We start from the raw sequence: 26,570 nt of genomic DNA, 5'->3' as shown, positions 1-26,570 counted from the left end.
CCTTTTAAAGAGTGCTGCCGTAAATTTTTTTAGGCTGATTATTGCTCCATTTTATCTAATAATCTCAAGATGACCGCTTCTAAAACCTCTATTTTCTTTTCGAATCGCACAAAGAGATAGATGGTAATGGCAATAGGGAAACCAGAGTTTCCAATTAAGCTAACCCATATTTGAATCGTTTCAGGTGTAATCATGACATCTTCCTCCTTCAATATTGTTGTGCCTTACAATGACTAAAGTGAATTTCTGCACCATAAAATCAATATAAATTAATCTTAAATAGAACGTTTGTTCTGTTTTTGGTTTATAATAGAGAGAGGATATTCACTTTATTTAGCAAGAAGAGGGATAGATAGGAGTGATAATAATGTGTAATGAGCATCAAAAAATAGAGGCGTTTTTTCGCAGGAATATAGAGCAGATTAAAAATCCAATTATTAGAAGTTTTTTAGCTGATGCTAAAAATCTATATTTGGTTCAAAATGCCATTTTATATCCAACCGATTGTAATAGGAAAATGGTTGATGAAATTTTTCAAACTCACTATATAAGGGTTCGAAAAATAACATATGTCAGCAGTTTAATTTATTTCTTCAGCTTGGATTTTGATAAAAAAAGGAGAAGATTGCAAAACCGCTTCTTATTAATCGTAGATAATGACCTATTTGAGACTGAGTGTACTAGAGGAGACGTAAAAATTGAGGGAGGATTATTGGACATGGTTGAAAACGAACAGCTCTTTAAAGCTTTAAAAACATTAACGGGCAAGCAACTTCAAATTTTAGAGCTGATTTATGTCAAAGACTGTTCGATTAAAGTAATAGCAGAAACATTACACACATCACCTCAAAATATATCCAATCTACATCGAAAGGCATTAAAGAAACTTCAGCAGATGCTTAAAAAAGAGGAGAGATAATCAATGGAAAACAACTACAATGAGGAGACGCTAATAATCATTGAGAACTTCATGCCAAAAATTAAGCAGTGTCTTCATCAAACAAGTTATCAGGAAAGAGAGGATCTGGAACAGGAGATCAAATTAAAAATTATTGAAAAAATGGCGACAAAAGAATTTAAGGACACACCTGGATTTTGGGATTTCTTTACATGAAACAAAAGAAAAGAGCAATTTTCCTTTTTAATGGGATAATTGCTCTTTTGAAGCATTAACCTTTTAAGAAGTCTGGTTTAGCAAAGCTTGGGTTTGGATATGTGTAGAAGCCTTCGCCAGTTGCACGACCAAGTTTACCTTTTTCAATGTACTCTGTTTTTAATAGGTTAGCTAATTTTTTCATGTTTTCATCGTCAGTAGCATTTGCTTTCGCTTCCACAATGTTATAGGCTGTGTTAATGCCGACGATGTCTAGGATAGCAAATGGCCCAAGTGGAGCACCAGTACCAATCATCCATGTTTTATCAATCGTTTCTGGATCAGCTACTTCCTTTACAAGCAAAGATTCAGCTGCATCTAAAAATGGCACAAGCAATGAGTTTAAAATATAGCCAGGTTGTTCTTTATATAATGGTAGAGGTACCATGCCGATTGCACGTGCAAATTCTACAACCTCATCAAATACTTTCATATCTGTACCAGGGTGTTTCATAATTTCAGCTGTATTGTTTTTCCAAATAGTATTTGCAAAGTGGAGAGCTAAAAATTTCTCAGGGCGTCCAGTTGCCTCAGCAAATTGACTAGGTAATAAAGTAGACGAGTTTGTTGCAAAGATTGTTTTTGCCGGTGCTACTTTGCCTAGATTTGTGTAAAACTCAGTTTTGATGCTCACAACCTCAGGAATTGCTTCAATTACAAGGTCCGCATTCGCAACAGCTTGAGCTAAGTCACTATTAAAAGTAAGACGTGCATAAGCAGCATCTACTTCTTCTTGTGTTGCACCTAGGTCTTGTTGATACAAGGGTTTTAAATTTGTAATGCGATCCTGTGCATTTTTTAGAGCCTCGTCATTAATGTCGTAAACGGTTACATTAAAACCTTTGAAAGCAGATTGGTAAGCAATTTGACTTCCTAATACACCGCTACCTGCAACCGTAATGTTTTGATAATTCATCGAAATTCCTCCTTTGAAATTGTTACATTAATATAATAGTGTGGATAGGTAGATAATCCTTCGTTACAATTCCATACTACTTCTAACCTTCAATAAAAATCAAATGATAGACTCTAATATTATAGAGATATAAAGCTTTATGTGATGTTCCTTATCAAGTATGTACCCAATAATAAAGAAATATAACGTTAAAAAGAACAGCTTTTAAGCTGTCCTCCATGTTAAAGATAATTCACTGTAGTAAACATGCCCCCAACACCAGGTGCGCCATTGTTTGTAACATGATGGGGCATATGGCAATGGATGGGCCAGATACCAGGGTTATTAGCCGTAAAGCTTATATCCCATGTTTCACCAGAGGCAACAAGAATGGTGTTTTTAGCAATTTGTGTGTGGCTAGCGATAGGAAAACCATCGGCCCCAACGACATGGAATTGGTGACCGTGTAAATGGATGGGATGGTGATGCATTTGGATGTTGCCAAAACGAATTTTTACAGTATCACCTAAATGTACGGCTAATGGCTTTGTGAAAGGATAGCATTTGCCATTGATCGTGAAGAAATTAAATTCAGGCTTAATAAAGTTTAAAGGATACGTACCTTTTGTAAGCTTCCCCCAGGATAATTGATCGACAGCCCATTCTTGTAATAGGCATAGATAATCCTTGTGCTGAGAAGTGTTTTGTAAGCATGGGTCTTCAACGATAAATCCGCCTAAAAGGCCAGCATTATCTTGCACAGCGACATTCACATGCGAATGATACATATATGTTCCAGGAGGGTTTTTAATTGTAAAATGATAATCGAAATAATGCCCTGGCTCGATAAAAGGTGACGGTTCAATGGGAGGAACACCATCCATTGTGTTCGGGACAAGTAAGCCGTGCCAATGTACACTAGTTTTTTCAGGTAGTCGATTAATGACACGAATACATATATGATCCCCCGGATAAACACGAATGGTTGGCCCAGGTGTGGAACCGTTGTAGCCCCACGCATGAATGAAGATTCCATCGACAAGCTCCCACATTATTTCTTCTGCAATCAAAGTGAAAAACTTCGTACCATTTACTTGCATGACATAGGGTAAATCTTTAATACCAGGGGTGATAACCATTAAGAAGCCTCCTGTAAGTATGATTTTCTATTGTATGTTTGTCGTTGTTAAATTTAGGACATGTGAGGCGGATGGTTTCAATAGCATCTATGACTAGAAACACACATAAAAATCATGCTAGTAATTAATATAAGGCGGTAATATTATTAAATTTTTTTAGAAATAATAAAAAATTACCTTGTCGCTTAATTGAATACATGCCGAAATAAAAAGAGAAGTAGTAAAATTTTAGTATGTAATAAATAGGTCTTTCTTATAATTATTGAATTATTTACATATTTTTATAGATTTACTAAGTCCTGTTTTAGTACACTTGGTGTATGAATTGAAGGAGGAAGAATGATGAAAAAAGTAATGTTAGCTGGTGCACTAAGTATTGCATGTTTAACAGGAGGATTTGGTGGACAGGCACAGGCACAGGAAACTGTAAATGTGGCAAATATTATCCATCCAAAGCAGGCTGTTGCAGCTACTAGTCAATTACAGGCAATGTCCTATCAAGATATTTATAAAATGCTATTGCTATCTAAAATAGGCTTTGAGAATGATGAAGTCTCGATTGTTACAACGAAAAATAGTATTACAGTAAAAATTTCGTTAGAGTCGATTCTTCAATCCTACAAGGATGGTACAAACCTATATCCAGAGGGAGAAAAAGAATTTAAAGAAAACTACGAAGAGCTTAAAAAGTTATTCGGTAATGCGATTCAAATAAAAATTACTCAAACTGGCAATGGTTTTAAGAGTGAAGTTTATACAGCAGGGAAATGGGAAGCTGTTAGCACAGAGGATTTAAATGATATGGTTCAAGTATTTGCTCGTGCAGATGTTGAGTTAAAGCCAGGTGGTTATTTTAAGGATGCCATTGGTCATTGGGCTGAGAGCTATATCCAATTGCTATATCAAGCTGATATTATCACGGGTACATCTGCCACAACTTTTAATCCGAATGGACAAGTAACTAGAGGAGAATTAGCGGCCATTATTTTCCGAGCATCTGGCTTAAATGTAAATGAAGATTATGAGGGACCAGCTACTTATACGGACCTGAATGGATTCTGGGGTGCAAAGGAAGTAGCGATTCTAGAAGAGTATGGCTTAATTGATATTTTTAATGGTGAAAAATTTGAGCCGAAAAAGCCTGTTACACGCGAGGAAATGGCATACATTACTGCTAGATATTTAGAAAGTATGGAAGTTAATGTTTCACAAGTGAGCACAACTAATACTTTCACAGATAAAAATCAAATGCGTAAAGAAACAGTAGAAGCTATTGGTCTCTTACAACATTTAGGAATTTTAAATGGCACTAATGGGAAGTTTAACCCGAAAGGAAATCTGACTCGTGCAGAGGTTTCTAAAATTTTAACGCTTACTTTAATGCTACTAAGTGAAGAAGAATAATGAAAAAGGATGTCTCTAATATTAGAGACACCCTTTTTTTACTCCACAAGTATATGGAAAATATAGCTGAGGAAATAGCCTAAAAAGAGGTAGATAAAAAATGATTTAAATGAGACTTTCTGTAGCTGATGCAAAATAAATTCAGAAATACTAGCCGTGGCAATTAATCCTATCGATATCCCCATTAAGACCCCCTGTGCTTTCTCCGTCAAAGACCAGTATTGTCCAAACCAAATAAAGATACTAAAGAAAATAGAGAAGATAAAGAAATAAATGAAAAGTCTCCATAGCTTTTCCCCCTGAGAAATAAGTGCGGTTGAAAGAGCAAAGCCTTCTGGAACATGATGAAGAATAATAGAGGCTGTGAGCGAAATACTTAAGGCAGCATTTCCAAGTAAGTTTCCAACAGTGAGACTAATAGGGATTGTATGGATAATCATAGCAAGAGTTAGGAGAGAAACCGATGGATTTTGTGTATGTGAAGCATGAAATAGGGTGTCTAGTAGTTGAAAGATGAAATAACCGATAAAAATGCCTAGTATAATACCGAATGATTGATAGATTTGAAATGAAGAAGGGATGATATCTAGCACAAGTATGCCTACTAGAAAGCCCCCACATAATAATGATAATCCCTGTGTCGTATGCTGAAATAGCTTAGAGAAAATCCAGGCAATCGCACCCCCAATGCTCACACTGAAAAATAGAAATCCGCCAAGTATCATTGCACTCACCTGTAAAGTTCCTCCGCCCTATCATAAACTTTAATGTCATTTTTCCAAATATATGCTAATTGGACATGAATATGCTTGCAAGAATGTATCTAGAAAGCAGTGGATAATTTCATAATGTAGGAAAATAGCGAATTCATTCAATTGACTGAATATTAGTTTAATTTTATACTTTTTAATAGAAAGACCAGATTCATCGATTAAGCTCATATAGGGAGGAATGGTTGAATGAAATGGGATGCAAGTTATGATGTAGTTGTAGTAGGATCAGGTGCAGCAGGATTGACAGCAGGTTTAACAGCAAAATTACAAGGATTGAAATCATTAGTGATTGAAAAAACAGATCGCTACGGCGGTGCTTCTGCTATTTCAGGCGGTGCCTTATGGATTCCGAATAATCATGTCATTAAAGGCGCAGGTGTTCCAGATACACATGAGCTTGCACGCCAATATTTAGATTCAACAATCGGTGATCGTGTGCCAGAAGCGTTAAAGGAAGCTTATATTACGAGAGGACCTGAAATGTTACGCTTTTTATACAATAAAACTAAGCATATACGCTTCCAGTATGCAAAAGGCTACTCGGATTATTATCCTGAAAAACCCGGTGGCTTGTCACAGGGACGTTCCATTGAACCACTGATTTTCGATTTAACGAAAATGGGTTCTTTAGCGAATACTATGCGTCGGGCAACACTATCAACAAAAGGCTTTACGATGAATAGTTACGAGTTTCATAAGGTGAATATGATTACACGAACGTTGCAAGGAAAAACGACTGCACTGAAATTAGGGGTGCGTTTAGTAAAATCAAAGGTGACAAAGAGTGACCCAGTAGCTTTAGGCGAGGCTTTAGTGGCACGTTTACGGCTCTCTCTTGCGGAGGCAAATGGCGAGCTTTGGCTATCGACTGCCTTTAAAGATTTCATTATGGACAAGGGACGAGTGATTGGCATCGTTGTGGAACGTGATGGGCAAGAGCAGCGCATTGAGGCAAAGAAGGGTGTTGTTCTGTCATCAGGTGGCTTTTCACATAATCAGGCACTCCGCGAAAAGTATTTACCTAGCCCAACGAATGCTGCGTGGACTTCTTCACCAGAAGGGCAGACAGGCGACATCATTGAACCTGGCGTGAAAATTGGCGCTACGTTAGATTTAATGGATAAAGTGTGGGGAGCGCCTTCTGTTATTGATCCGCAAGGGCAACCATTCTTCCTAGTGGCAGATCGCGGTGTACCGAATATGATGGTAGTGGATAGCACAGGGCAACGTTTTGTTAATGAAGCGGCACCCTATCATGAATTTGTAGAGAGGATGTACAAGCATCAAGAAGCTACAGAGCAGGCTGTTCCTTCCTGGATATTGATTGATGCCTCTGCTAAAAGCCGTTATATTTTTACAGGGCTGTTTCCAGGACAAGCCTTCCCGAAAAGTTGGTATGATCATGGCATCGTGAAAAGTGCGGAGACGATTGAAGAGCTTGCCAGAGAAATGGATGTGCCAGCTGAGAGACTAGTAGCGACGGTAGATCGTTTTAATGACTTTGCACGGAACGGTCATGATGATGATTTTTATCGAGGAGATAGCGCCTATGATAATTACTATGGGGACCCGACATTACCAAATCCAAATTTGGCAGAGATAAAGAAAGCCCCGTTCTATGCATTGCGTTTATATCCAGGAGATATTGGTACAAAAGGCGGTTTAGTTGTGGACGAATATGCTCGGGTGATTAAGAAAGATGGTGAACCAATCGAAGGTTTATATGCTTCTGGCAATTGTTCAGCGTCTATTATGGGAGAAACATATCCCGGACCAGGAGCGACCATTGGACCTGGTATGACTTTAAGCTATGTGGCGACAACATATATGGCCAAAGGAGTAGCAAAAGAAGAGGCATCACTTGTAAATGTATAAATTGGACGGAACCCTTCCAGCACGCTGATGAGGAAGGGTTTTTACATTGGGGAAATGTTCTAACACTTTCTTGCTAGGAATATAGTGGCTACTAAATGTATGGCGATGAAAACGGAAAAAGGAGCGATTTAGTACGTTGCTAGCTTATAGACTCATCACGGACATTGAAACATTAGAGCCCTATAGAAGTACTTGGTCAGGAATACTTGAACGAGAGCATAATAATAATCCTTTTATTGAATACGAATGGATCTCAACGTGGTGGACAACACTAGGGGCTCATGACAATGTAGAGATTTATGTAGTCGAAAATGAAGGCATAGCCATTGCTTTTTTTCCGTTCATTCATTCTGTGAGGTATGGAATCCATCATTTTAGCTTTATAGGACAAGGATTTGCGACCTATATGGAAGTGATAGCAGAAAAGCGATGGCTAGAGCAGGCAATTGCTTATTTAATGAAGGAATTTAGCCAAAAATATAAGCGTTATTTGTTAGTATTTCATGGCTTGTTAGAAAGTAAAATTACCTCGCAAGCGCTTGAAAAGTATGCCATAGAATACCAGATGCCTTATTCTATATTTCGAACAGTAACATCCTATATAGATTTTCAATCGATCTCATTGGATGAGTTTTTGAAAAAGCACCGGAAAAAATTCAAAGGCTTAAAGCGCCGTGAACATAAATTAAGGTCACTTGGTCAAGTAGTCTTTCAAAGTGTGAAGCACAATCATATACAGGATATGTTTACGTTATTTACAAGAAGATGGCAAAAGAAAATTGATAAAAGTGGTTTTACAGCAAAGCAAACTCGCTTATTTTATGAACGATTAGCCAAAACGAACAGCAAGGTATTACGAGTAGAAGTAGATCATTTGCAATTTGAAGGGCAGTGGATTGCTTTTACCATTGATCTATGCTGTAGAGAGCGTAACTTCTGTCAGGCAATGGGACATGAGCCTGATTTCAATCTATTTGGTCCTGGTCGCATCATAGAAAAAGAAAATATGTTAAAAGCCCATGACTCTGGCTATCGTTATTATGACTTAGGAAGTGGATATGAGCCATATAAGTTTGAATGGTATACACATATTGATTTCACAAGGAAGTTTGTCATGAGTACAAAAGGGGTCAAAGAGCGTGTTATTCGAACATGGATGGTATTTCGTGATCGCCTGAAAGGTCTATTAACGAATAATCATCAGCTAGTGAAATTGAAGAGAGATCGACTAGGGGAACTGCGTTATTTTGTGAAGAATGCCAGTGCAAAAAATTGGTTAAAGGCTTTAACAAGCAGACTCCAACGAATTCTAGCCATTCATATATTAGACGTTTATATCGCAGAGCAAAATCAAGCAAAAGAATTAGTAAACTTTCAAGAGATAACAATGAAGGATATCATGACGCTGAATGAGCGAGCACATTATGTTGCTAGTTTCTATAAGGGCTATCGGCTGTTTGGGGAAAACAATCAAGTTTTATATAGGAGACACGATAGAATAGCAATTGAAGAAATGCTTGACTATTCTTATGAGCTGCCAGAAAATATGTCCTTTATCAGGGAATATGATAGCCAGCGACTAGCTGACATTGTGGCTGATGTGCAGCGTGAAGGGAGATCGGTTTGTACAATCGCTTCATGGTATGATGGACACAGGCGGCGCAAGCTTCAGTATGCTGGGTTCCATAAGGTAGCCAAAATTCACATTGTGAAGTTGTTCAAATGGCGAAAAATATATCAATTCTAAAAAATAACACCCTCAGCTTTTTTTGCTGAGGGTGTTTCATTAAAAATGGATACCAGGTTTATCGATTAGTTTACAGCCTGTACCATATTTTGCTTTTAACGCACCTTTGAAATGAGTGTGCTCAAGTTCAGGGAATGTTTGCTTCCAAAGCTCAAAGACATTATGACTGGATGCTTTGCCATCCTTCGTTAGTCGTGCAATATGGAAGCCGTATTCGTCATTACAACGAGCTAAAGGACGATTTTCACGGACCGTTAAAATGCGACCACTCACAGTCATTTCATATAGCCCTTCATAGCCAGCAATAGCACGGCTTTCTTCTGTTCCTTCAGCTACAGTTTCTTCCTTTTCTATCGCTGGTGCTCCTTTTTCTTCTGTTGCTGCCTGTTGATTAGAAGTTTGCGTTTCCTCATTGCTGCTTGCTGCTGGAAGTTGTTCAACAATGACAAAATCTTTATTAGAAGCTTTATCGCTCATTGTCGCCATAACGTTCATAATAGAACCAACATAACGTAAAGGTTTATCTCGACCTTCTTCAAAGACAAAAATATTATATTCGGTTTTATTGATCTTTTTCATAATAATATTGCCTGTTGTAATTGTAAAACCGATAAACTTATTCTTTTTTAGTGCTTGTATTGCTTCTTGCTTTGTTAAAATCATTTGAAAATCTCCTAAATAATTATTTATTCTATTCTACCATAAAAATTATCATCTTGTTTTTCGTAAAATTATGGATTATTTTGTTCGTTAAAGGAAAACATCCCTATTTTCTCAAATTCAATAATGGTACGATGAAGAAATAAAACGTCTCCAAAAAGGAGTCGAGCATCAATAGAGATTATTTAGTAGGGAGTGTTGATAGGTTGATCAATGTGCTAGGGGGCATCGGTTTATTTTTACTTGGGATGACGATGTTAACTAACGGTTTGAAGGAATTGGCAGGAGATGCCTTGAAAAAATGGCTAAATCGTTTTACAGGTGGGACCATTAGCTCGGTATTATCAGGAACATTGATGACGATGCTAGTGCAATCCTCCACTGCCACTACCTTGATTACCATTGGTTTTGTCAGTGCGGGTCTCCTCACGTTTGTCCAATCAATTGGTGTCATTGTTGGCGCCAATATTGGGAGTACAAGTACTGGTTGGATTATTTCACTAATCGGCTTCAAAATTAATATGCAGACAATGTCACTGCCTTTCATTGCCCTTGGTGTGTTTGTGCAATTGCTTGCTCCTCGTGATTACAAAGCAGTTGGTGGGCTAGTTACTGGCTTTGGATTATTATTCTTAGGTATTGATGTCCTGCAGGGAGGAATGGCAGCTGTACAGGATAAAATTCCATTCGATGCATTTAGTGCAAATTCTATTAGTGGAATACTAATTTTAATTGTATTAGGCCTTATTATGACGGTTATTATGCAGGCTTCTAGTGCCGCAATCGCCGCCACTTTAACAGCTTTATATGCAGGCGCTATCGATTTTGAACAGGCAGCTTATTTAGTTATTGGCCAAAATATTGGTACGACTGCTACAGCATTATTTGCTGCAATTGGTGCATCAACAGCTGCTAAACGAACAGCCGTGACACATGTATTGTTCAACGTAGTAACGGCTATTCTAGTGACATTTGGTGCAACGTTTATGTTCACACTAACCGAATTTGTCACGAAATCCATCAATGGTAGCTTCGATCAAACATTAGGCATTGCTGTTTTCCATACATTATTTAGTGTCATCGGAGCCATTCTTTTTGTGCCTTTTGTACGCCCTTTCGCAAAGGCTATTGAAAAAATGATTCCTGAAAAAGGAAATCGTTTAACACGGAATTTAGATGATAGTGTAGCTAAATTACCAGGGGTAGCTGTAGAAGTGTCCTTCAATACGTTACAGGACATTACCAAGGAATTGACGACTGTCATTGTTACCCTTATACAAGGGAAAAAACGAACAGCTGAAATAGACAGTCAATTAGCTCAAATTGATGAGGCGATTGAAAAAACACGTTTATTTATGGATGCTATACAATCTTCTTCGCAAAAGGAACGTTCTAAGCATATAGCACTTTTACATGCTTTAGATCATTTGTACCGTCTATCTAAGGCATTACGTGAGCAGAACCCTAATGCCTTCCAATTACAGGTGACGTTAACTCAAAAATGGTTAGAGGTATTGGAAAAAGTTCTATTGATTATCGATGAGGATGAGCGTTTACCTGAGATTGCAACTCTGCTTGAGGTTACATCCTCCGAAATGGCGGCAGTTCGACGTGACAAACGAAATGCGTACTTCGAGCATACTGTTGAAAATGTGGTAGAGTTAGAGACAGCCGTATCGAAAGTGGAGGCTTTACTGTGGCTTGATCGCCTTATTTATCACTATTGGCGTACAACGGCTCGCCTTGCTGAGTATCAAACCGTAACTAAAAAGGGTCGTCATGTTGAGGCAGAAAAAAACACAGCAATAGTTGAATAAAAGGAATACTCATCTCCAGAAGGAGGATATAGAATGGTTCAGCATCAATTTACAATGGATTTAACATGGGCAGAGGGAAGAAATGGTACAGGGAACATCAAAGCAAGCAATTTGCAAACAGAAATTTCTATTCCTCAGGAAATGAATGGACCTGGCATTGGGACAAATCCTGATGAAATGCTGTTAGGGGCAGCGGCAACGTGTTATTTAATTACATTAGCAGCCCTCCTTGAAAGATCAGAAATTGAGGTGCAGCAATTATCCATGCAAGCGCATGGGTTTGTCAGTGTAGAAAATGGTGTATTTACTTATGAGAAAATTGTGCATAATCCAACGATTGTTGTCCAAGCATTATCAGAACAACTTGCAAAAAGAGTGGAACGTTTAGCACAAAAGGCGGAACAAACGTGTATGATTAGTAAAGCGTTAAAAGGTAACGTTATGATTGAATGTGATGTTCAAATTTTGGAAGCAAGCATATAATAAGGCAAAAAGAGTTATTCAGCATAGGTCGCTGATATAACTCTTTTTTTTATAAAAGGAGGCACTTTTTTTTAATAGTTCTAGAAATGTTCAAAATGAATATATAGTGATAAGTGCTAAAAAAATGCAAAGGATGATGTATTGCACGTTCAGACAGCTCAGAATCTCACATTCTATGGTCAGTACGGCAAAAGAATATTTGATATAGTTGGAGCATTATTTTTACTTTTCATGACAATCCCTCTTATGCTAATAGTATTCCTCATTTTACTCATGACGACAGGTCGCCCTATTTTCTTTAAACAAATAAGAACTGGCCTCGATCATCACCGCTTTGTGATTTGGAAGCTACGAACCATGTGTATTCAAGCAATTCCAGTGAATATGCCTGCTATTTGTGCTGACGGTATCCCTGATGATTATTATTTTAAAACAGAGCAAGATACACGGATTACAAAAGTGGGTGCTATCCTTCGAAAGCTCAGTATTGATGAAATTCCACAACTTTTAAATGTGTTAAAGGGTGAGATGAGCATTGTCGGACCACGCCCAGAGGTTCCCACCATTACAAATGCGTATAACCCGCTACAGGCCAGGCGTCTGAAGGTAAAACCCGGCTTAACGGGTCTTGCCCAAATTAACGGTAGGTCGAATATTTCACATGGACAAAAAATTTCTTATGATGTTGAATACGTTGAAAATTATTCCTTTTGGATGGATGTTCAAATTGTGTTGAAGACACTTTATGTCGTAGTAGCAAGAACAGGTGCCTATTAAAGAAATAAGGAGTGGCTAGACTGAAGATTGTTCAGCTTATTACACGAATGGATAAAGTGGGAGGAGCACAAAAGCATGTGGAGGCACTTGCTATCCAGCTCAAACAAGATGGGCATGAAGTCACTGTCGTGACAGGTTCCTATCAGCCCTCATTATGGTGCTTACAAGAACAACAAATTCCAGTGATCACCATCCCTACCTTGCAAAGAAATATTCATGTAACGAAAGACTTTCAAACATTTTGGCAATTAAGAGCAATCTTCAAACGAATACAACCTGATGTTGTAGCCACCCATTCATCTAAGGCAGGTGTAATAGGTCGTGTCGTTGGCGGTTTACTACGTATCCCAACTGTTTTTACTGCACATAGCTGGAGTTTTACAGAAGGTGTTCCCCGCAAGAAAAAGCTACTCTATCATCGGGTGGAAAAATCGGTTCAGCCATTCACAACAAAAATAATTACAGTATCTGAATATGATCGGGAACTAGCCCTCTTGGAAAAGGTTGCGCCCGCTCATAAATTGCTGACCATCCATAATGGAATTGATCGAATTGAGAGAAGCAAGGCAACTGAAAAGACATTCGTGGAGCAGCCAATCATTATCATGGTTGCTCGTTTTGAAGTGCCAAAAAGACAGGATATTTTACTAAAGGCATTAGCAGAGCTGACTGATCTATCTTGGCATCTTCAATTAATTGGGGATGGCTCTTTACGTCCAGCTCTTGAGGATTTCGTTGTTCAGCATGGTTTAACGAATCGTGTAACCTTTTTAGGCAATCAATTAGACGTTCATTCATATCTAGAGAAGAGCCATGTATTTGTATTGTTGTCAGATTGGGAAGGCTTGCCGATTTCTATCATTGAAGCAATGCGTGTAGGTCTTCCAATTGTTGCAACAAATGTAGGTGGTGTGAATGAACTTATTGCAGATAAGGATAATGGATTTTTAGTAGGGCGAGAAGAATATGAATTATTGAAGAAGAGGCTTCGTACATTGTTAATGGATACTATTTTAAGGCAACAAATGGGGAATGCAAGTGAACGTCGTTACTTGCAGGATTTCACGTTTATCCCCATGTATCAAAAAACAGTAACAGTGTATCAACAGGCTGTTTCAGAACTTGTGAAGAAAGGGGATTAAATTGCAATTAATTCGCATTAGAACAGATGATGAGCTTATGTGGTACAAGGAAATTTGGGATGCCATTTTAGAAGCAGAGGACAATGATAACCCGTTTATAGAATTTGCTTGGTTTTATAATTGGTGGCAAATTGTAGGGCGTAAAGAACGAGTTGAGCTTTACGCCATTGAACATGACGGGACAATCATTGCGTTTTTCCCCTTTAAGGTATCTGTTCGATGGGGGATAAGAGTGTATGCCTTTGCAGGTGAAAATATTGCTAACTATACAGGGGTTGTTGCCAAACATCAATGGTTACCACAAGCAACGACCTTCGTATTTGATGAACTGATTAAGAAGCATCGGCATATTGTTTTTTCACTGCATGGCTTATTAGAAAGTAAAATGTCTACAAAAGTCGTGGAGCAATACTTTGTAGAGCGACAATTACGTACAAGTATTTTCCGTGTTGTGACACCCTATCTCGCCTTTTCAGAAGTAGATTTTCAGCATCATTTCCAGCAACGGCGAAAAATGCATGGTGTTGATCGGCGCGAACGAAAGCTCCGAAATTTAGGCTCCTTAACAAGGCGTGAGCCATCACAGGACGAGCTTTGGCAAATGTTTCGGTTGTTTGATAGACGCTGGGCAAAGAAGCTAGATACAAGTGATTTTACAAAGGGCAAGAAAAGAGATTTTTTTGAGCGTCTTACAATGCTAAAAGGAGAGGCATTACAGGTGGAGGTCGATGCACTTGTTTTTGAAAACCAGTGGATTGCTTTCACCTATGGTCTTGGCTGTCGTGGTCGTTATGTAACTTATGCTCTGGCACATGAGCCAACCTTCAATTTATTTGGTGCTGGTCGTATAGTCAATCAGGAAACCATTCAGCGAACGTTTGCAGCAAACTATAACTTATTTGATATGAGCATTGGCTATGAGCCTTATAAATTTGATTGGCGTTCTAGCATTGATTTTACGAGGCATATGCTTGCTAGCAGTGGTACGAAACGTACAAATCTATTGGCAGGTTTTTTGACGCTAAAGGAACGGCTTAAAGAACACGTAAAGGGCAATCAACGAATTGTGGACTGGAAGCGTAATACACTGGGCTATTTACGTTATTTAGTAAAGTATGGAAAGATAAAAGATTGGCTAGAATATGGACAACAATTCGTAGAAAAATGTATTCGTTTGAAACAAGTGGAGCTGTATGAATTATCCCCATTAGAGGACGTATCGCCACAGCAGCCTGTAGGTAATTTATTTGAAGAAATGTCCATTCAGGAAGCGATGCAGCTTGATCAGGAAGAAGTCATTGCTCTTTATTATAAGGGCTATAAGATCTATAAAGACTCCTTTGCGGAAACGAATAAGCCAGCCTTTGCGTTACATGCCTCCAATTGGCGTGTAGATTCAATGAAAATTGTAGAAGCCTTACCGAAGGAAACCTATTTTTTAGCCTATGATGTTTTCAAACAAATCGATATTATTACAGCGTATTTCCGAAAAATAAAACCAGCACAAACATTGTGGGTAACAGCAAGCTTTTGGCAATGGCGGAAACGTAAACGTTTAGTACAGCTAGGCTATAAACCTATTTCTCGAATGAAACATTATAAAATCGCTCGTTTTGAGCGACAGCGTGTAGAAAAATATACAGAGAGTGGGGGCGATGTTCATTCTGTCCATTAAAAGTAAGCGATGGAATATCGCAATGCAGCATTTTTATTTTTTAGAAAAACCAGCGAATTTTCGAAAATCAATGAAAGTCGTAGGGTATACACATTCATTGGTACCTAGTCGAAAGCTTGTAAAAAGTGAAACGATTCACATTCATTTGCAAGAGCATGAGCTATCATTGTATTTAGCGCTTTCTGAAGGGAATCGCAAAATTTTACGACGTGCCCAAAAGGAATCTTATCAAGTCATTTTGTATAAAGAGCCATCCCTGGAGAACTTACGAGCCTTTCAGCAATTTTATAATCATTTTGCAAAAAGAAAAAAGCTTGAAGCGATTGGCAAGTCGCAAATGGAAACTATTATGCTCCTCAACGAACAGGGGGCATTATTATTATCTGAGATCCAAAGTATTTGTGGACAAACATTGTGCTATCGATTAGATATTGTACATGAGAAAAAAGCGATGTCCTATTATGTGGCAACTTATCATGCATCAGCTATGCCTGCTCATTTAAAACGCCCAATCCGTTATGCTAATCGTTTTTTAATCTGGCATAACCTACTGCATCTAAAAGCACAAGGGTTTGTTTTATATGATATGGGTGAGTTAACGGACAATCGAAATGTACGAGCCTTTAAATTAAGCTTTGGAGGCAAGCTTGTCCATGTTTACTCAGGCTATATTACTCAATCCAAAATACGTGCACTGTTACTAGGTGTGCAAAAATGGAGGAAGTAGTTACATGAATGGTGGGGGTCTCGTTATTTCATTAGATTTTGAGCTGAATTGGGGTGTCCATGATGTATTTCGATATGGACAATATAATAAGAACCTTTATGGTGTACGGAAAGCCTTGCCCAGGATACTAGCGTTATTTGAGCAATATGACATACATGCGACTTGGGCTACAGTCGGATTATTGTTTGCAGAATCAAAGGCAGAAATGGCTCATTATTTACGAGGTATCCCTGTGAAATATGATAACATGCGCTTTGCGGCGCATAGCCAGCTAGCAAAAGTAGGCGAAAATGAACAAGAGGATCTCTTGCATTTTGGGAAATCATTAATTGAGGAGATTAAACGTACACCACATCAGGAAATAGGAAGTCATACCTTTTCTCATTTCTATTGCTTAGAGAACGGTCAAACAGAAGCAGCCTTTTGCGCAGACTTACATGCGACAAAAACGATTAGTGAGGGGTATGTTGCTCCGATGAAATCCATAGTCTTTCCCCGTAATCAAGTAAACAAAGATTATTTAGCAGCATGTTTAGAAGCGGGCTATGTTTGCTACAGAGGTACCGAAAATCATGTTCTGTATGATGCCCAAAAGTTTACGAAAAAGGGGAGACTTTTGGGTGCCAAAAAGTGGCTAGATAGCTATTGGAATCTAACTGGTCATCATATGGCTACACTGGAGGATATGCAAGAGGACCAACTAATTAATATTCGATCAAGTGCCTTTTTAAGACCTTATTGTAGTCCGTTACGTGTATTCGAGGGTTTAAAAGTAAATCGCATAAAGGAAGGCATGCTCGAGGCTGCTCAGGCACAAGCATTTTATCATTTATGGTGGCATCCTCATAATTTTGGCAAACATCTTGATAAAAATTTAGCTATGCTAGAAGAGCTATTAAGTTATTTTCAGACCTTGCGCAGTCAATACGATTTTCAAAGTTACTCCATGTATGAAGTAGCAGAACTTTGTGAAAGCCGTTCTAAACAGCAGAAGTAGAGGATTCGAGTGCTTTTATTAAAAGTAGAGAATTTTTGGAAACAGGGTTGGGGGTTCACATCTTTTTTACCACGGTGGCTTGCTCATGAAAGTGGTCCAATATAGCTCTCGAGGTGAGAAAGCCGCTTATAAAGAAGAACAAGGCGTTCTAAAATAGTGGTAACTCTCGTGAAAGACACCAACTCGGGACGAAAAACAAATATTTATTTCTATAAAATGTGCAGAGCAAACTGATTTCTAGTTTGCTCTTTTGTTGTATAAGGAGAAAATTTAAAAGAAAAGAGGAAAAAAGAAAAACAGTGACGAAGTTGAATGTACGAATGGTACTATTACTATAGAGGATATATGTTAAGACTTTTTATGGAGAGCATAAGTTCGTATAGGTCAATTTAACTTGAATAGAAAAGATATAAAGGTGGTAGATGAATATGTTTATACAACCAGAATGCCAATGGAAGCAAGAAAATGGATCAGCGATGCATCAATGGATAAAGCAGCAGCTAAATCCGAACCCGAATGATGTGGATATTGTCGTATATGGTGCTCTTTTATCGTATGCCAGTGGAGCCTCAACAAAAGCGCAATACCCAACAGCATTTCGGAAAGCTTGGCCAAGCTTTCAATCGTATAATTTAGATGAGCAGATAAATTTACGTGCACTATCAGTCGTTGATATAGGAGATGTGGCGATTCATGAACAAGATAGAATGCTTTCAGAATCGGCCATCGAGGCGGCGGCGGAAAATTTAAGTATCGCCTTTCAAAAAAGCTTTACTTGTTTGATTGGAGGCGATCATGCCATTACAGCATGCTCACTAAAAGGCATAAAGAATGCTTTTCCACAAGATCGGATTGGCATTATTCAAATTGATACGCATCTAGATGCAAGAAATCAAGAGGAGGTTGGTTTAGCGCAAGATTCGCCAATCCATCAGTTAATGGCAGCAGGGGTTGTGGAGGGGAAACATGTGTATAATGTCGGTCTGCATGGCTTTTTTAATTCTCCTGAAATGATTCATTATGCAAGAGAGCAAGGGATTCATATGATTACGTTAAAGCAAATGCGACGTGATGGTATTCAGCTCACAATCCGCGAAATGCTACGTCAGCTTATGTATGAGGTAGATCGCATTTATGTTTCCGTTGATTTAGATGCTCTTGATATTATGTTTGCGCGCGATGTTCCGGCAGCAACACCAGGTGGTTTAACGGCCTATGAATTGTTTGATATTCTTAAACTAATTGGTGAAAATGAAGGGGTTCGTCATATTGATTTTGTTTACGCCGACCCGAAGGAAGGAGTGCTGCGTCCAGAAACTGTTAAGATTGGAGTGACAGCTTTTTTACAATGGTTAACAGGGATTCAACTGGATCACCGCAATCGCATCTCGAAAAAAGGGAAGGTTATGTTGTAAAGTAAGCGTATTTCCGTGTATTAACAATGCTGATTATTGAAAGTTTGCTATAATGTTTAAGTAGAAAACAATAATAGATACAAACTTTGTATTGTAATAGAGAGGAAATATAGCATGACAACAAAACCAAAACTATTGATTATTGACGGGATGGCACTGTTATTCCGGTCATTTTTCGCTTCCGCTGCAATGGGGCATTTTATTCGTCTGGCAGATGGAACACCGACTAATGGAGCCCAAGGATTTGTGCGACATGTGTTAACGGCACAATCGATCATGAAGCCAACGCATATGGCTGTTTGCTGGGATATGGGGGCACATACATTCCGCAATGATTTATATGATGGCTATAAAGCGAATCGCCCAGCACCACCAGAGGAAATGCTCCCTCAATTTGATATGGCGAAAAATTTATCACAGCAAATTGGCTGGCAAAATTTCGGAGTGAAGGGCATGGAGGCTGATGATTTAATTGGCTCGATGATTACCAAATGGCAGGAACAGGCAGATATTACTGTCATTAGTGGTGATAAAGACTTGCTTCAGCTTTTAAGACCATCTACAGAAATTGCTTTTATGAAAAAAGGCTACACAGAATACGATATTTATACACATGCTCGCTTTAAAGAAGAATATAGTATTGAACCAACACAGTTTGCACAGGTTAAAGCCTTTATGGGTGATACAAGTGATGGCTATCCAGGTGTGAAGGGGATTGGTCCTAAGCAAGCACTAACGTTAATCCAAACATATGGCTCGATTGACAAAATTTTAGCGTCGCTCGGTGAATTAAAGCCAGGGCAACGGACAAAAATTCAAGAGAATTTGGACATGCTGAAATTATCCCATGAGCTTGCAACAATTCAAACGAATGTTCCAATTGATGCCGATTTTACAAGCCTTATGTTACCAAACTATGAACCGCAAATTTTTAAAGAGATAGAAGAGAGTGGCTACACGCTAATTGCAAAGCATGCACGCTCATTATATTCCCTTATTTAATGGATCATCACAGAGTATAGCAATATGCTCTGTTTTTTTATGAGAAATGAGTGGAGAGAGCAAATAAGGACGTTTCATTATTTGCCCTACTGAGGTGTTATTTTAACGAACGATAATACTTTGTCATTGTCTTTGTAGAGAGCCTGCCGAATTTGACTGTCACGTTGTGGCCCACCATTATCATGAAATATTAACGATAACGTATCATTTTTTATGGTATAGCCAATAAGCGGTACCCAATGGTAGGCAAATGTTGATTTTTTATTCTGCCACTGTAGGCTAAAATAGCGGTCAAAACGCATAGCAACAGGGCGACCTGCGTCAATTTCTTGTAAAGCTTCTTTTAGTGAACAAGTTCGAATATCCCAGGTGGGTTGCAGTTCGCGGAGGTTGTGAATCAGTCGCCATTTAAACAAACCAATTTTTGTGCCACCAAGCTGTCGATAAAGCTTATTAATAGAAGGAGCTGAACTGTTCAAATAGTTTAAAATGACGTAAATCGTAGTGGGCCCACAGGCAGAATTTCGATAGCTTGGTGCAATGGATGCATCATATTGTGATGTTCCATATAAAGCCAATTGTTGGTGCATCATGTTTCCCTTCCAAAAAGAGCTGCATTTCAAGAAGAAATGCAGCTCTTTATTCATTATTATTGTGCAGCTAAAAATTCTGTTACTTGCTGAGGTGTTTTGGCATTGGCACTGTGTAAGTGTGCAAGTTTTTCACCGTTTTGGAAAATCAATAAGCTTGGGATTCCCATAACATCATATTTGTCAGCGATTTCTGGAAGCTCATCACGATTTAGCTCATACCAATCATATTGGTTGTACTCTTCAATGATTGGATCGATGAACATATTCATGCGTGTGCAATCTGGGCACCAGCCAGCGTAAAATTTCACTAGCACTTTTTGGTCACCAGCGATTAGTTCATTAAATTGTTCTGCAGTAGTAATTGTTTTCATCAGTATTCACTCTCCTTGCTTTTCATTCTACACATTTTTCTCTCAACCTGAAAGTTTTCTGTTTGGCTGTTTTGAGCGCTACATATTGTCTGCTTTTAGCTCGTAAAGAACAAAAAAAGATGTATATTGCAAAAATAATTCTTGAAAAAAGATTGCTAAATTAGACAAAATAATCTACACTAAAAACAGAAAAGTAGTTTTATCTTCATTCATTAAGAGTTGTAATGAGAACGGAGATAAACCTTAGTAGTGCTTGGTTGAATGGAGTGAATCTCATCCAACAACAAGACAAAAATCCACTAAGGTACACTTGATATTTTTTTGGCCAAAAAATGAATGGCTATTCATTCAATGGGAGAATAAGGGGGAATTGCTTGTGACTTACAACATTAAAAAAGCAGCTGTTCTAGGTTCTGGGGTGATGGGCTCTGGAATTGCAGCACATTTAGCAAACATCGGTATACCAACATTACTATTGGATATCGCACCGAAGGAACTGACGCAAGAGGAAGAAGCAAAGGGTCTTTCTTTAGCGCATCCAGCTGTAAGAAATCGTATTGTAAACGGAGCTTTGCAAAAGTTATTAAAGCAAAAGCCAGCACCACTTACTTCTAAGAAAAATTTATCACTACTAACGGTTGGCAACTTTGAAGATGATCTAGGGAAACTAAAAGATGTAGATTGGATTATCGAAGTTGTTGTGGAAAATTTACCAATTAAACAAAGTCTCTATGAAAAAATTGATGCTGTTCGTACACCGGGAACAATCATTAGTTCAAACACATCTGGTATTAGTATTGATGCTATGGCAGAGGGACGTTCAGATGATTTTAAAAAGCATTTCCTTGGCACACACTTTTTCAACCCACCTCGCTATTTAAAATTACTAGAGGTGATTCCTGCTAATACAACTGCTCCTGAAGTAGTTAGTTTCATGAAAACATTTGGGGAAGATGTGCTTGGTAAAGGTGTTGTACTGGCGAAGGACACACCAAACTTTATTGCAAACCGCATTGGAACATATGGTTTACTGATCACATTACAGGAAATGTTAAAAGGTGGTTATTCAGTTGGTGAAGTAGACTCTGTAACAGGTCCACTTATTGGTCGTCCAAAATCTGCAACTTTCCGTACACTAGACGTTGTTGGTTTAGATACATTTATTCATGTAGCAAAAAATGTTTACGACCAAACAATAGGTGAGGAACAGCAAGTATTTGCAGTACCTGAGTTTTTACAAAAAATGGTTGAAAACGGCTGGTTAGGTGCAAAATCGGGTCAAGGTTTCTTCTTAAAACAAGGAAAAGAGATACTTGAGATTGATCCAACAACATTATCGTATAGTCCAGCGAAAAAGTTAAAAACAGCTTCTATTGAAATGGCGAAACAAACACGTGGGTTAGCTAATAAAGTGAAGGCATTAACCTATGCAAAGGATCGTACAGGTGAGTTATTGTGGGGGATCTTTGCTCCAACATTAATTTACTCAGCACAGCTACACGGTGAAATTGCAGATGATGTTGTAGCCATTGATAATGCTATGAAATGGGGCTTCGGCTGGCAACAAGGACCATTTGAAATTTGGGATGCTATTGGTGTACAAGAATCTGTAGCAAAAATGGAGGCTGAAGGTCGAGAAGTCCCTGCATTTGTCAAAGAGATGTTAGCGAATGGCTTTGAGACATTTTATTCTGAATTAGATGGCGATGTAGCTTACTATGATGGTTCGCAATATGTGAAAGTTCCAGTCAATGAAAAAGAGATTAACTTAAAACGCTATAAGAAAAAGCATGGTGTTATTAAATCAAACACAGGTGCTAGTTTAATAGATTTAGGTGATGGAGTTGCACTGCTTGAGTTCCATTCACAATCGAACGCAATCGGTTTAGATATTATCCAAATGATTAACTTTGCGGTTGATGAAGTAGAGGCTAACTATAAGGGCTTAGTAATCGGCAATCAAGGGAAAAACTTCTGTGTAGGTGCAAATCTAGGGATGATTTTAGTAGAAGCACAGGATGATAATATTTTTGAGCTAGATTTCGTGATTAAGGCATTCCAAGATGCTATGCAAAAAATCAAATATTCACGTAAGCCTGTTGTGGCAGCACCTTTTGCCATGACATTGGGTGGAGGAGCAGAGGTTTGCTTACCAGCTGCACATATTCAAGCAACGATGGAAACGTATATGGGCTTAGTGGAAGTTGGCGTTGGTTTAATTCCAGGCGGTGGTGGTAATAAAGCGCTTTATCAAAAATTCCTAAAGGGCTTACCGAACGGCGTAGATGTAGACTATCAACATATTGCTAATAAAGTATTTGAAACAATTGCAATGGCGAAGGTTTCAACTTCTGGTGAGGAAGCACGTGAAAATAACTTCTTAAACTTTGCAGATGGTATTTCTGTTAACCCAGACCATCAACTATATGATGCGAAGCAAGCTGCATTAGCGCTTTACGAAGCGGGCTATCAACCACCTGTTCCAACAAAAGTGCCAGTGGTCGGTGCATCAGGCTACGGAACATTACTCATCGGTGCGCAAGGCATGTTTGAGTCAGGCTTTATTAGCGAACATGATTTAAAAATTGCTAAAAAATTAGCTTATGTCATTGCGGGTGGTAAGGTTCCGTACGGTACATTAGTTGACGAACAGTATCTATTGAACTTAGAGCGTGAGGCTTTCCTTAGCCTTGTTGCTGATCCACTTTCTCAGCAAAGAATGCAACACATGCTGTTAAAAGGTAAACCACTTCGTAACTAATTGACAAAATAGATCAATCTTGCACATGAAACAAAGGGGGATTAATACGATGCGTGAAGCCGTTATTGTAGCAGGAGCACGAACTCCAATTGGAAAAGCAAAAAAAGGTTCTTTAGCAACAGTAAGACCAGATGATTTTGGTGCTGTTGTAGTCAAAGAAACATTGAAAAGAGCGGGCTATGAAGGACCGATTGATGATTTAATTTTAGGCTGTGCGATGCCTGAAGCAGAGCAAGGGATGAATGTAGCACGTAGTATTGGGGCACTAGCAGGATTACCAGATACAACTCCTGCGCTAACGATTAATAGATTTTGTTCATCAGGTTTACAGGCAATTGCGTATGCAGCAGAGCGAATTATGCTAGGTCATTCAAAGGTGATTCTAGCTGGCGGTGTCGAGTCTATGAGTATGGTGCCGATGGTGGGGAATACACCACGCTTAAATCCGACATTAGCTGAAACGGCTCCGCAATATTATATGGGTATGGGACATACGGCTGAGGAAGTGGCTCGCCAGTACAATGTTAGTCGTGAAGATCAAGATGCTTTTGCAGTTCGCTCGCATGTTCTTGCTGAAAAGGCGATTAAAGAAGGCAAATTCAATGATGAAATTGTACCAATCGAAGTGGAACAGCATTACGTAGACGATCACAATAAACCACAAGTAAAAAAATTTACATTTAGTATGGATGAAGGTGTACGACCAGGTACATCAGTTGAAGGCTTAGCAAAATTGCGTCCAGCTTTCCATGTAAAGGGCAGTGTAACGGCTGGTAATGCCTCTCAAACTTCTGATGGTGCAGCAACTGTACTAGTGATGGATCGTGAGGAGGCCGAACAGCAAGGACTGACACCAATGGCAAAATTCCTAGGCTTTGCAGTTGGTGGTGTGCCTCCTGAAGTAATGGGAATTGGTCCGATTGTGGCAGTACCTAAAGCGTTAGAAATTGCAGGTTTATCCATAGATGACATTGATTTATGGGAAATCAATGAAGCATTTGCTTCTCAATCATTACAGGTAGTACGTCATTTAGGCATCGACCAAGAAAAAGTCAATGTCAATGGTGGAGCAATTGCATTAGGTCACCCTCTAGGTGCTACAGGAGCTATTTTAACGTTAAAGCTTATTCATGAATTGAAGCGTCAAGGGAAGAAATATGGCGTGGTGACAATGTGTATTGGCGGCGGCATGGGTGCTGCTGGTGTATTTGAAATTTTATAAAATTTTCTAGATCAGCTTGAGGTGTACGGTTTACGGTTGCCTCCGAACATGTTCACATCAAGCTTTTCTATACATGTTCATTTGGGGATTAAACAATCAAAATAGATATATTGGGAGGAATTTATCATGACTGAAAAAACAACTGATTTCATTAAAGGCGGCGGATTTCTAATTGAAGATGTGGAATTAAATCGTGTATTTACACCAGAAGATTTCACTGACGAGCATAAGATGATTGCTAAAACAACAGAGGAATATGTAGCAAATGAAGTTTTACCAGTAGTTGAAAATTTAGAGCACCATGAATTTGAGCATTCAGTGCGTCTCCTAAAAAGTGCAGGCGAATTAGGTTTGCTTGGAGCAGATGTGCCAGAAGAATATGAAGGGCTTGGACTAGACAAAGTTTCTTCAGCTTTAATTGCTGAGAAAATGTCTGTTGCAGGTGGTTTTTCCATCACACATGGTGCACATGTTGGGATTGGTTCACTACCAATCGTTCTATTTGGTAATGAAGATCAAAAGAAAAAATATTTACCTAAGCTTGCTTCAGGTGAATTAATCGCAGCATACGCATTAACAGAGCCAGGCTCAGGTTCAGATGCTCTAGGGGCAAAAACGACTGCGAAATTAAATGAGGCAGGCACACATTATATTTTAAATGGTGAGAAGCAATGGATTACAAATGCAGGTTTTGCTGACGTATTTGTTGTTTATGCAAAAATTGATGGTGATAAATTCTCTGCCTTTATCGTAGAACGTGCCTACAATGGCGTTTCAGTAGGCCCGGAAGAGAAGAAAATGGGGATTAAATCATCGTCAACTCGTACATTAGTATTAGAAGATGCGGAAGTACCTGTAGAAAATCTATTAGGTGAAATTGGTCGTGGGCATGTCATTGCCTTCAACATTTTAAATATTGGTCGTTATAAGCTTGGTGTGGGCACAATTGGTGGCTCTAAACGTGCATTGGAGTTAGCTATCCAGTATACAAACCAACGTCAGCAATTTAAAACAAAGCTTTCTGATTTCAATCTAACAAAAGAGAAATTGTCAACAATGGCTTCTCAATTGTACGCGTCCGAATCATTAAACTATCGTACTGTTGGTCTATTTGAGGATCGTTTAAGCCAGTTAAGCCTTGAAGAGCAAAAGCAAGGAAAAGTAATTGCAGGTGCTATTGCTGAGTATGCAATTGAATGCTCTATTGCGAAAGTATTTGGGTCGGAAACATTAGATTATATTGCAGATGAAGCCGTACAATTACATGGCGGTTATGGCTTTATGGCTGAATATGAGGTAGAGCGTATTTACCGTGATTCTCGTATTAATCGAATTTTTGAAGGTACAAATGAAATTAACCGCATGATTGTCCCTGGCACATTTATGAAAAAGGCGCTAAAAGGCGAGCTTCCTTTATTACAAGTTGCTCAAAATTTACAGCAAGAGCTGCTAATGTTAATGCCAGAAGACATCGGTACAGAGCCACTAGCACAAGAAAAATATTTAGTGAAAAATGCTAAGAAGATTGCTGTATTAGCTGCAGGCTTAGCAGCACAACGCTTTGGTGCGAAGCTTGATCAGGAGCAAGAGGTATTAGTGAATATTGCTAATATCGCTAACCAATTATTTGCAATGGAGTCAGCTGTCTTACGTACAGAAAAGGCAATTGCTCGTGATGGCGCTGAAAAAGCACAGCAGAAATTGCTATACACGCAAATCTTCTGCCAAGAAGCATTCACAGAAATCGAAAAAGAAGCAAAAGACACAATTCTTGCTTCAGCAGATGGCGATGCAGCACGTATGACATTATCTGCACTTCGTAAATTAACACGCAATAATCCTTATAACTTAATTGCGAAGAAACGTGAAGCTTCTGTTAAACTAATCGAAGCTGAAAAATATATTGTTTAATAGCATACACTTTCACTTAGCTATCTGTAAG

24 protein-coding genes are annotated in these 26,570 nt (G+C 38.7%); 17 read left to right on the top strand and 7 right to left on the bottom strand.

Going from position 1 to position 26,570, the window contains the following annotated elements; translation table 11 throughout:
• Positions 1-38: 38 nt before the first annotated feature.
• Positions 39-194, bottom strand: a complete 156-nt coding sequence (locus NST76_RS17555) for a YvrJ family protein (protein ID WP_080717074.1) — start codon at positions 192-194, stop codon at positions 39-41.
• 173 nt (positions 195-367) lie between these two features.
• Here NST76_RS17555 and NST76_RS17550 point away from each other — a divergent pair, with 173 nt between their 5' ends.
• Positions 368-919, top strand: coding sequence for a sigma-70 family RNA polymerase sigma factor (locus NST76_RS17550; RefSeq protein ID WP_342544224.1), 552 nt, complete (start codon positions 368-370; stop codon positions 917-919).
• A 3-nt stretch (positions 920-922) separates the two neighbouring features.
• Entirely contained in the window at positions 923-1,114 is a 192-nt protein-coding gene (locus NST76_RS17545) for a hypothetical protein (protein WP_036122865.1), read from the top strand.
• Between the two features lie 55 nt (positions 1,115-1,169).
• On the opposite strand, the gene NST76_RS17540 is transcribed toward NST76_RS17545, so the two are convergent.
• Positions 1,170-2,069 (bottom strand): 3-hydroxyacyl-CoA dehydrogenase, encoded by a 900-nt coding sequence (locus tag NST76_RS17540; RefSeq protein WP_141904972.1) that lies wholly within the window; start codon positions 2,067-2,069, stop codon positions 1,170-1,172.
• A 221-nt stretch (positions 2,070-2,290) separates the two neighbouring features.
• On the bottom strand, positions 2,291-3,187 hold the full coding sequence (locus NST76_RS17535) for a copper oxidase (RefSeq protein WP_342544222.1): 897 nt from the start codon (positions 3,185-3,187) through the stop codon (positions 2,291-2,293).
• A gap of 339 nt (positions 3,188-3,526) precedes the next feature.
• Here NST76_RS17535 and NST76_RS17530 point away from each other — a divergent pair, with 339 nt between their 5' ends.
• Positions 3,527-4,591, top strand: a complete 1,065-nt coding sequence (locus NST76_RS17530; RefSeq protein WP_342544221.1) for an S-layer homology domain-containing protein — start codon at positions 3,527-3,529, stop codon at positions 4,589-4,591.
• Between the two features lie 38 nt (positions 4,592-4,629).
• Here NST76_RS17530 and NST76_RS17525 read toward each other — a convergent pair whose 3' ends face one another.
• A complete protein-coding gene (locus NST76_RS17525; protein WP_244504876.1) occupies positions 4,630-5,316 on the bottom strand; it encodes a zinc transporter family protein in 687 nt (228 codons plus the stop codon).
• A 234-nt stretch (positions 5,317-5,550) separates the two neighbouring features.
• On the opposite strand from NST76_RS17525, the gene NST76_RS17520 reads away from it, so the two are divergent.
• Positions 5,551-7,239 (top strand): FAD-dependent oxidoreductase, encoded by a 1,689-nt coding sequence (locus NST76_RS17520; RefSeq protein WP_342544220.1) that lies wholly within the window; start codon positions 5,551-5,553, stop codon positions 7,237-7,239.
• 136 nt (positions 7,240-7,375) lie between these two features.
• Positions 7,376-8,986, top strand: a complete 1,611-nt coding sequence (locus NST76_RS17515) for a GNAT family N-acetyltransferase (RefSeq protein WP_342544219.1) — start codon at positions 7,376-7,378, stop codon at positions 8,984-8,986.
• Positions 8,987-9,025: 39 nt separating this feature from the next.
• Here NST76_RS17515 and NST76_RS17510 read toward each other — a convergent pair whose 3' ends face one another.
• Positions 9,026-9,649 (bottom strand): 3-ketosteroid-delta-1-dehydrogenase, encoded by a 624-nt coding sequence (locus NST76_RS17510; protein WP_342544217.1) that lies wholly within the window; start codon positions 9,647-9,649, stop codon positions 9,026-9,028.
• A gap of 212 nt (positions 9,650-9,861) precedes the next feature.
• Here NST76_RS17510 and NST76_RS17505 point away from each other — a divergent pair, with 212 nt between their 5' ends.
• The 9 genes from NST76_RS17505 (at position 9,862) to NST76_RS17465 (ending at position 19,681) form a co-directional block, all read left to right on the top strand.
• Positions 9,862-11,463: a Na/Pi symporter gene (locus tag NST76_RS17505; protein ID WP_342545302.1), complete on the top strand. Its 1,602-nt coding sequence runs from the start codon at positions 9,862-9,864 to the stop codon at positions 11,461-11,463.
• Between the two features lie 33 nt (positions 11,464-11,496).
• Complete coding sequence (locus NST76_RS17500) at positions 11,497-11,946, top strand: SACOL1771 family peroxiredoxin (RefSeq protein WP_058844818.1); 450 nt, start codon at positions 11,497-11,499, stop codon at positions 11,944-11,946.
• Between the two features lie 141 nt (positions 11,947-12,087).
• Positions 12,088-12,723: a sugar transferase gene (locus tag NST76_RS17495; protein ID WP_036119603.1), complete on the top strand. Its 636-nt coding sequence runs from the start codon at positions 12,088-12,090 to the stop codon at positions 12,721-12,723.
• An 11-nt stretch (positions 12,724-12,734) separates the two neighbouring features.
• Positions 12,735-13,865 carry a glycosyltransferase family 4 protein gene (locus NST76_RS17490; RefSeq protein WP_342544216.1) on the top strand — a complete coding sequence of 377 codons (1,131 nt, stop codon included), beginning with the start codon at positions 12,735-12,737 and terminating at the stop codon, positions 13,863-13,865.
• A 1-nt stretch (position 13,866) separates the two neighbouring features.
• Positions 13,867-15,540 (top strand): GNAT family N-acetyltransferase, encoded by a 1,674-nt coding sequence (locus tag NST76_RS17485; protein WP_340811996.1) that lies wholly within the window; start codon positions 13,867-13,869, stop codon positions 15,538-15,540.
• Entirely contained in the window at positions 15,521-16,267 is a 747-nt protein-coding gene (locus NST76_RS17480) for a hypothetical protein (RefSeq protein ID WP_342544215.1), read from the top strand. Before NST76_RS17485 ends, NST76_RS17480 begins: the two co-directional genes overlap by 20 nt.
• A 4-nt stretch (positions 16,268-16,271) precedes the next feature.
• Positions 16,272-17,264, top strand: a complete 993-nt coding sequence (locus NST76_RS17475) for a polysaccharide deacetylase family protein (RefSeq protein WP_036119612.1) — start codon at positions 16,272-16,274, stop codon at positions 17,262-17,264.
• A 422-nt stretch (positions 17,265-17,686) separates the two neighbouring features.
• On the top strand, positions 17,687-18,679 hold the full coding sequence (locus tag NST76_RS17470) for an agmatinase family protein (RefSeq protein WP_334312329.1): 993 nt from the start codon (positions 17,687-17,689) through the stop codon (positions 18,677-18,679).
• A gap of 114 nt (positions 18,680-18,793) precedes the next feature.
• A complete protein-coding gene (locus tag NST76_RS17465) occupies positions 18,794-19,681 on the top strand; it encodes a 5'-3' exonuclease (RefSeq protein ID WP_330493984.1) in 888 nt (295 codons plus the stop codon).
• Positions 19,682-19,767: 86 nt separating this feature from the next.
• Here NST76_RS17465 and NST76_RS17460 read toward each other — a convergent pair whose 3' ends face one another.
• Positions 19,768-20,271, bottom strand: a complete 504-nt coding sequence (locus NST76_RS17460; protein WP_271913619.1) for a C39 family peptidase — start codon at positions 20,269-20,271, stop codon at positions 19,768-19,770.
• A gap of 59 nt (positions 20,272-20,330) precedes the next feature.
• Positions 20,331-20,645 carry a thioredoxin family protein gene (locus NST76_RS17455; protein ID WP_036119622.1) on the bottom strand — a complete coding sequence of 105 codons (315 nt, stop codon included), beginning with the start codon at positions 20,643-20,645 and terminating at the stop codon, positions 20,331-20,333.
• A gap of 376 nt (positions 20,646-21,021) precedes the next feature.
• Here NST76_RS17455 and NST76_RS17450 point away from each other — a divergent pair, with 376 nt between their 5' ends.
• The 3 genes from NST76_RS17450 to NST76_RS17440 all read left to right on the top strand — a co-directional run bounded on the left by NST76_RS17450 (position 21,022) and on the right by NST76_RS17440 (position 26,539).
• Positions 21,022-23,406 carry a 3-hydroxyacyl-CoA dehydrogenase/enoyl-CoA hydratase family protein gene (locus NST76_RS17450; RefSeq protein WP_271910814.1) on the top strand — a complete coding sequence of 795 codons (2,385 nt, stop codon included), beginning with the start codon at positions 21,022-21,024 and terminating at the stop codon, positions 23,404-23,406.
• 49 nt (positions 23,407-23,455) lie between these two features.
• Positions 23,456-24,628, top strand: coding sequence for an acetyl-CoA C-acetyltransferase (locus NST76_RS17445; RefSeq protein WP_058844823.1), 1,173 nt, complete (start codon positions 23,456-23,458; stop codon positions 24,626-24,628).
• A gap of 126 nt (positions 24,629-24,754) precedes the next feature.
• Positions 24,755-26,539 (top strand): acyl-CoA dehydrogenase family protein, encoded by a 1,785-nt coding sequence (locus tag NST76_RS17440; protein WP_036119631.1) that lies wholly within the window; start codon positions 24,755-24,757, stop codon positions 26,537-26,539.
• Positions 26,540-26,570: the final 31 nt, after the last annotated feature.

It is taken from the genome of Lysinibacillus sp. FSL W7-1291, from assembly GCF_038593415.1.
Classification (GTDB): Bacteria; Bacillota; Bacilli; order Bacillales_A; family Planococcaceae; genus Lysinibacillus; species Lysinibacillus fusiformis_D.
Note: the sequence above shows the minus strand (reverse complement) of the source record. Positions and strands in the feature narration are given on the sequence as shown.

Coding starts and splice junctions, on each gene's coding strand:
- NST76_RS17540 (WP_141904972.1), bottom strand. CDS start 2,069: ATGAATTATCAAAACATTACGGTTGCAGGTAGCGGTGTATTAGGAAGT.
- NST76_RS17500 (WP_058844818.1), top strand. CDS start 11,497: ATGGTTCAGCATCAATTTACAATGGATTTAACATGGGCAGAGGGAAGA.
- NST76_RS17455 (WP_036119622.1), bottom strand. CDS start 20,645: ATGAAAACAATTACTACTGCAGAACAATTTAATGAACTAATCGCTGGT.
- NST76_RS17470 (WP_334312329.1), top strand. CDS start 17,687: ATGAATATGTTTATACAACCAGAATGCCAATGGAAGCAAGAAAATGGA.
- NST76_RS17545 (WP_036122865.1), top strand. CDS start 923: ATGGAAAACAACTACAATGAGGAGACGCTAATAATCATTGAGAACTTC.
- NST76_RS17535 (WP_342544222.1), bottom strand. CDS start 3,187: ATGGTTATCACCCCTGGTATTAAAGATTTACCCTATGTCATGCAAGTA.
- NST76_RS17520 (WP_342544220.1), top strand. CDS start 5,551: ATGAAATGGGATGCAAGTTATGATGTAGTTGTAGTAGGATCAGGTGCA.
- NST76_RS17480 (WP_342544215.1), top strand. CDS start 15,521: ATGTTCATTCTGTCCATTAAAAGTAAGCGATGGAATATCGCAATGCAG.
- NST76_RS17525 (WP_244504876.1), bottom strand. CDS start 5,316: ATGATACTTGGCGGATTTCTATTTTTCAGTGTGAGCATTGGGGGTGCG.
- NST76_RS17445 (WP_058844823.1), top strand. CDS start 23,456: ATGCGTGAAGCCGTTATTGTAGCAGGAGCACGAACTCCAATTGGAAAA.
- NST76_RS17510 (WP_342544217.1), bottom strand. CDS start 9,649: ATGATTTTAACAAAGCAAGAAGCAATACAAGCACTAAAAAAGAATAAG.
- NST76_RS17475 (WP_036119612.1), top strand. CDS start 16,272: ATGAATGGTGGGGGTCTCGTTATTTCATTAGATTTTGAGCTGAATTGG.
- NST76_RS17530 (WP_342544221.1), top strand. CDS start 3,527: ATGATGAAAAAAGTAATGTTAGCTGGTGCACTAAGTATTGCATGTTTA.
- NST76_RS17550 (WP_342544224.1), top strand. CDS start 368: ATGTGTAATGAGCATCAAAAAATAGAGGCGTTTTTTCGCAGGAATATA.
- NST76_RS17465 (WP_330493984.1), top strand. CDS start 18,794: ATGACAACAAAACCAAAACTATTGATTATTGACGGGATGGCACTGTTA.
- NST76_RS17440 (WP_036119631.1), top strand. CDS start 24,755: ATGACTGAAAAAACAACTGATTTCATTAAAGGCGGCGGATTTCTAATT.
- NST76_RS17460 (WP_271913619.1), bottom strand. CDS start 20,271: ATGCACCAACAATTGGCTTTATATGGAACATCACAATATGATGCATCC.
- NST76_RS17555 (WP_080717074.1), bottom strand. CDS start 194: ATGATTACACCTGAAACGATTCAAATATGGGTTAGCTTAATTGGAAAC.